Source organism: Nostoc sp. CALU 546, assembly GCF_048836525.1.
Map to the genome: position 1 here is coordinate 1 of NZ_JAWJTF010000225.1, position 3,538 is coordinate 3,538.

Annotated in this window: 3 protein-coding genes; all 3 read right to left on the minus strand. The window is 42.3% G+C overall.

What is annotated here, in order from left to right:
* Nucleotides 1-1,030 (minus strand): hypothetical protein (locus RRG12_RS41845; protein WP_420763206.1); only part of this gene is annotated, 1,030 nt, incomplete at its 3' end.
* Complete coding sequence (locus RRG12_RS41850) at nucleotides 1,017-1,952, minus strand: AAA family ATPase (protein ID WP_420762625.1); 936 nt, start codon at nucleotides 1,950-1,952, stop codon at nucleotides 1,017-1,019. The genes RRG12_RS41845 and RRG12_RS41850, both read right to left, overlap by 14 nt.
* Complete coding sequence (locus tag RRG12_RS41855) at nucleotides 1,937-2,923, minus strand: hypothetical protein (protein ID WP_420762624.1); 987 nt, start codon at nucleotides 2,921-2,923, stop codon at nucleotides 1,937-1,939. The genes RRG12_RS41850 and RRG12_RS41855 overlap by 16 nt, the downstream gene beginning before the upstream one ends.
* Nucleotides 2,924-3,538: the final 615 nt, after the last annotated feature.

A 3,538-nucleotide genomic window follows, 5' to 3' on the forward strand; every position in this document is an offset into this window, starting at 1 on the left:
AAGCTGTTTCTACCAATCGTGGTGGAAGAGAATGAAATGTTATCATTGCCCCATCTTGTTCAATAAGTAACACAATTCCAGTTCGGTTTCCCCGTCCGGGTACAATTACAGGTCCAAAAAAAGTGCCTTGGTATCCAATTTGTTTGTTTGTTGCTTCCACACCCAATTCAGTTGGCCCGCCTCCCCGAACCACCCGGCGCAGGTACCGCCACATCTGCTTCATCTGCCGTTGAGTTACAGGTAGGTAGTCGAAAGAAAGAATAAACTGATTGTAAGAATTTTGGTCGTTCCTGCTGGTTGCTTGCAAAACTGCTTGAGCGACTTGCACTTCATCTTCAATTACTTGAGTCAAACTTGAAGAAATATTTGAGTCTGTAGTTGCTTGGAGAAGGGAGCTATCATCATTGGCTGTTTGTTTAGATAGTCGCTCAGTCAGCCATCTAATAATTGTATATATAGTAGTTAAGACAGATCCGGAAGCTAACCCTACTCCAACTACTTTAAAAGCTAGACTTATAAATGGGGCAATCGTTTTCCAATTACTCTCGTTCTGGATTTGATTCGTCTGCGGTGCTGTAGTCGCGCTAGGATTAGTTCCTGGAGTTGGAGTTGGATTAATTAATCCGGGCGCCTGAGATGGAATTGCTGAATCTTTGGTAGTCTGATTTTGATATCTGCTTGTTATCCCCCAAACAATCCCGGCTCCTATAATGCAAGCTCCTGCTAAAGCTACATAGCGAGTTATTTGAGAAAGCTGATGCTGCCGATTTGTCATAGTCGATGTTGGCGAGGTTGCCAAAACAGCCTCACTGCTCATCACTTGCTCAAAATGATACTCAAATAACTGCATTTCCTCTGTAGATTTGATCCACAAAGTCTGACACAGACGCTTCAAAGCAGCTTGGTCATTAATCCCAAAACCAGCTTGTATAGCTTGTAAAACTAACTGATACTCATCAATACCTAGTGGTAAGCCAGCTTCACGCAGCTTAGTAAAAAGTTCCAGTAGAGGCAAATCATTTACTTCCACGGCTCTGTCTCAGATAGCGTATATGGTCATCCCAACTTTTTAGCAACACGCCAGCATAAGGTATCTTGCCATCCAGTTTTGCCAAAGCCTCATCTTGACGATATCGACGCAGGACGCGAAACCAGTCAATTAATTCACTGGTGCTGACTTTCTTGCCAGCCTCCCCTTTATCTTTTCGCATTTCTTCCCGCAGTAGTAAGAAGCGAACTATGGCTTTATCTACCAAAGCTTGAGGTGAATCAGGAAACAGACCGTTAACAATCTGTATCAACCGCTCACGATTAGGGAATTCAACATAGTGAAACAAGCACCTTCGCAAAAAGGCATCCGGTAAATCTTTCTCATCATTGCTAGTAATTAAAACAATTGGTGCTGCCTTAGCCTCAATTTTCTGACCTGTTTCCTCAATAATAAACCGCCGCTCATCTAATTCCAGCAGCAGGTCGTTGGGAAAGTCAATATCAGCTTTATCAATTTCGTCAATCAGTACAACAGCACGGTTTTCTTGCTGAAATGATCTTCCCAGAGGCCCCCAGCGTACATAGGTAGTTGGGTCATCAATTCGCTGAATTTGTTCTGCTGTCAAGCGACTGGAAACAGCTAGCTGGGCATCCCGCAATCGTCCAACGGCATCATAGTTATACAACCCATCCCTTGCCCGACTAGTGGATTTGACATACCAAGCTTCCAAGTTCAAACCTAGCTCGTAGGCAACTGCACTTGCAAGTTGAGTCTTACCGCATCCCGGTTCACCTTTAAGCAGTAAGGGACGTTCCAAGTAAATCGCTAAGTTGACTGCTTCTACCAGTTCAGGATTAGGCAAATACGGATATAACAGATGTCCATTCGCCCCCCTTTCTCCTAGTTGGGGCTGCACTTTACCTGTATATTCCAAGACTTTTCCGCCTACAGCCTTAACCATTTTTCCTCTTCATCATACCAATTACAGCCAGACAGTTGACAAATTTCGCCCAATGCGGTTTCTGGAATGCCATTATCACTGTTTTTCAGTATTATTTGTACTGTTTCATCTAACTGATCTATCAGTTTAATCGGCAATTCGTCTGCTGCATACTCTAGCCAGTTAGTCAGTTCATCGTCAGAAAATTGGTTAATCTCAGGCAGTTTCACAGGGTTATCTGGCTTCCAAGTAGGGTCGAGCCGTTCTACAAAAGGAATATTCCAACTACCTACGCAGCCATCATAATCTACCAGGAACATTAATAATTTGAATTGACTCGCTTGCGGGCTATCCGTATTAACTTTAGTCGCTAATAATAACCAGAAATCTCGGATCAGCTCGTCTAAAAGAGTTTCCGAAAGACAATCGACATCATATAAAATTAACAGAACATTCTGAGTTCGCCACCATTGATAAACTCGTTCGGCAATTTCAGGAATTGAGCTTTGCCTACCTAGACCAACTCTACCACCAAGTTCACGCCACAAAGCAGCACTGTCACTCCTCCGAGCAATGCGACTGAGTTCAATTCGCACAACCTTTCCCGTCATGATATTGGGGACATTTTGTACTACTAAACGATTTAACAACCAGCGCTGACCATAGTACAGTGAACCGTGGATTAGAAAAGCTGCTACTGAATGAGTCTCAATAAATCTCCGAAATGCTCGCGTCTGCTCTCGATAGCCCAATTTCAACAAAGCACGATACACTCTTCCACTAGATAAAGCTCGTTCCAGATCACCAAGCTGCTGATCCAATTCATTTAGTTCAGCTTCAGTTTGTTGAATTTGCTTTTCTAATTGGAAGCGAATGAGAGTATCTGCTGCGATCGCATAATCACAACGTAACCGTATTAGCTTCTTGGCTACTAGGTCATACGGTTCTTGTAATGCCTGGCGTTTGTAGTGTAGGTGCTGCTCAGTGGACATCCAGTTACTTTTTGAGCCAAAAATGTTGTCTCAATACTCCAGATTAGCGAGGTGAAATTCAGTTAATTACATTCTGTTTCAATAGCTGAAATAGCTAAAACATCATTGTGACGCTATAATATACGACTTATACATTTTATTCTTTTAGAAATTTACCAGTTAACAGACTTAGTATAAAGATATTTTTGTTTATTAACTTGGTGAAGTGATGAAATCCGAAGCTGTGCAAAAATTTACCTTTTTTAAACAATACAGAAGCACAACAAGCAAAAGTGTTGCACAGTCGCACCCATCCCTAATGCTTGTGGGACAAGACTTTCTTATTTAATACTGTAAATATTTCTTACTTATTTCTTTCGCCCAGCTTTGGCGAAATACAGTGAGAAGCAGCCCAGTCTTGGAGCATTCCACGATTTTAGTCATTCGTGTAATCGGCAATTGAAACTGGCTCTACAAGAGCAATGAAGTATTGGCTCAAGTAGAAGATCGTGAGCGATTTCCATGAGTCTACGAACTTGCGGTAGCTTCAGCAAAGCTAGATGTAGCGCCTACAATGCTAATCGCTCAAACCTGCAATCAAAGTATTTTCAAACCAGGATTAAGGTTCTTGGCAAC

What these genes read in the sequence shown, in the direction of transcription:
- RRG12_RS41850 (WP_420762625.1), bottom strand. Translation starts at nt 1,952, where the DNA reads ATGGTTAAGGCTGTAGGCGGAAAAGTCTTGGAATATACAGGTAAAGTG.
- RRG12_RS41855 (WP_420762624.1), bottom strand. Translation starts at nt 2,923, where the DNA reads ATGTCCACTGAGCAGCACCTACACTACAAACGCCAGGCATTACAAGAA.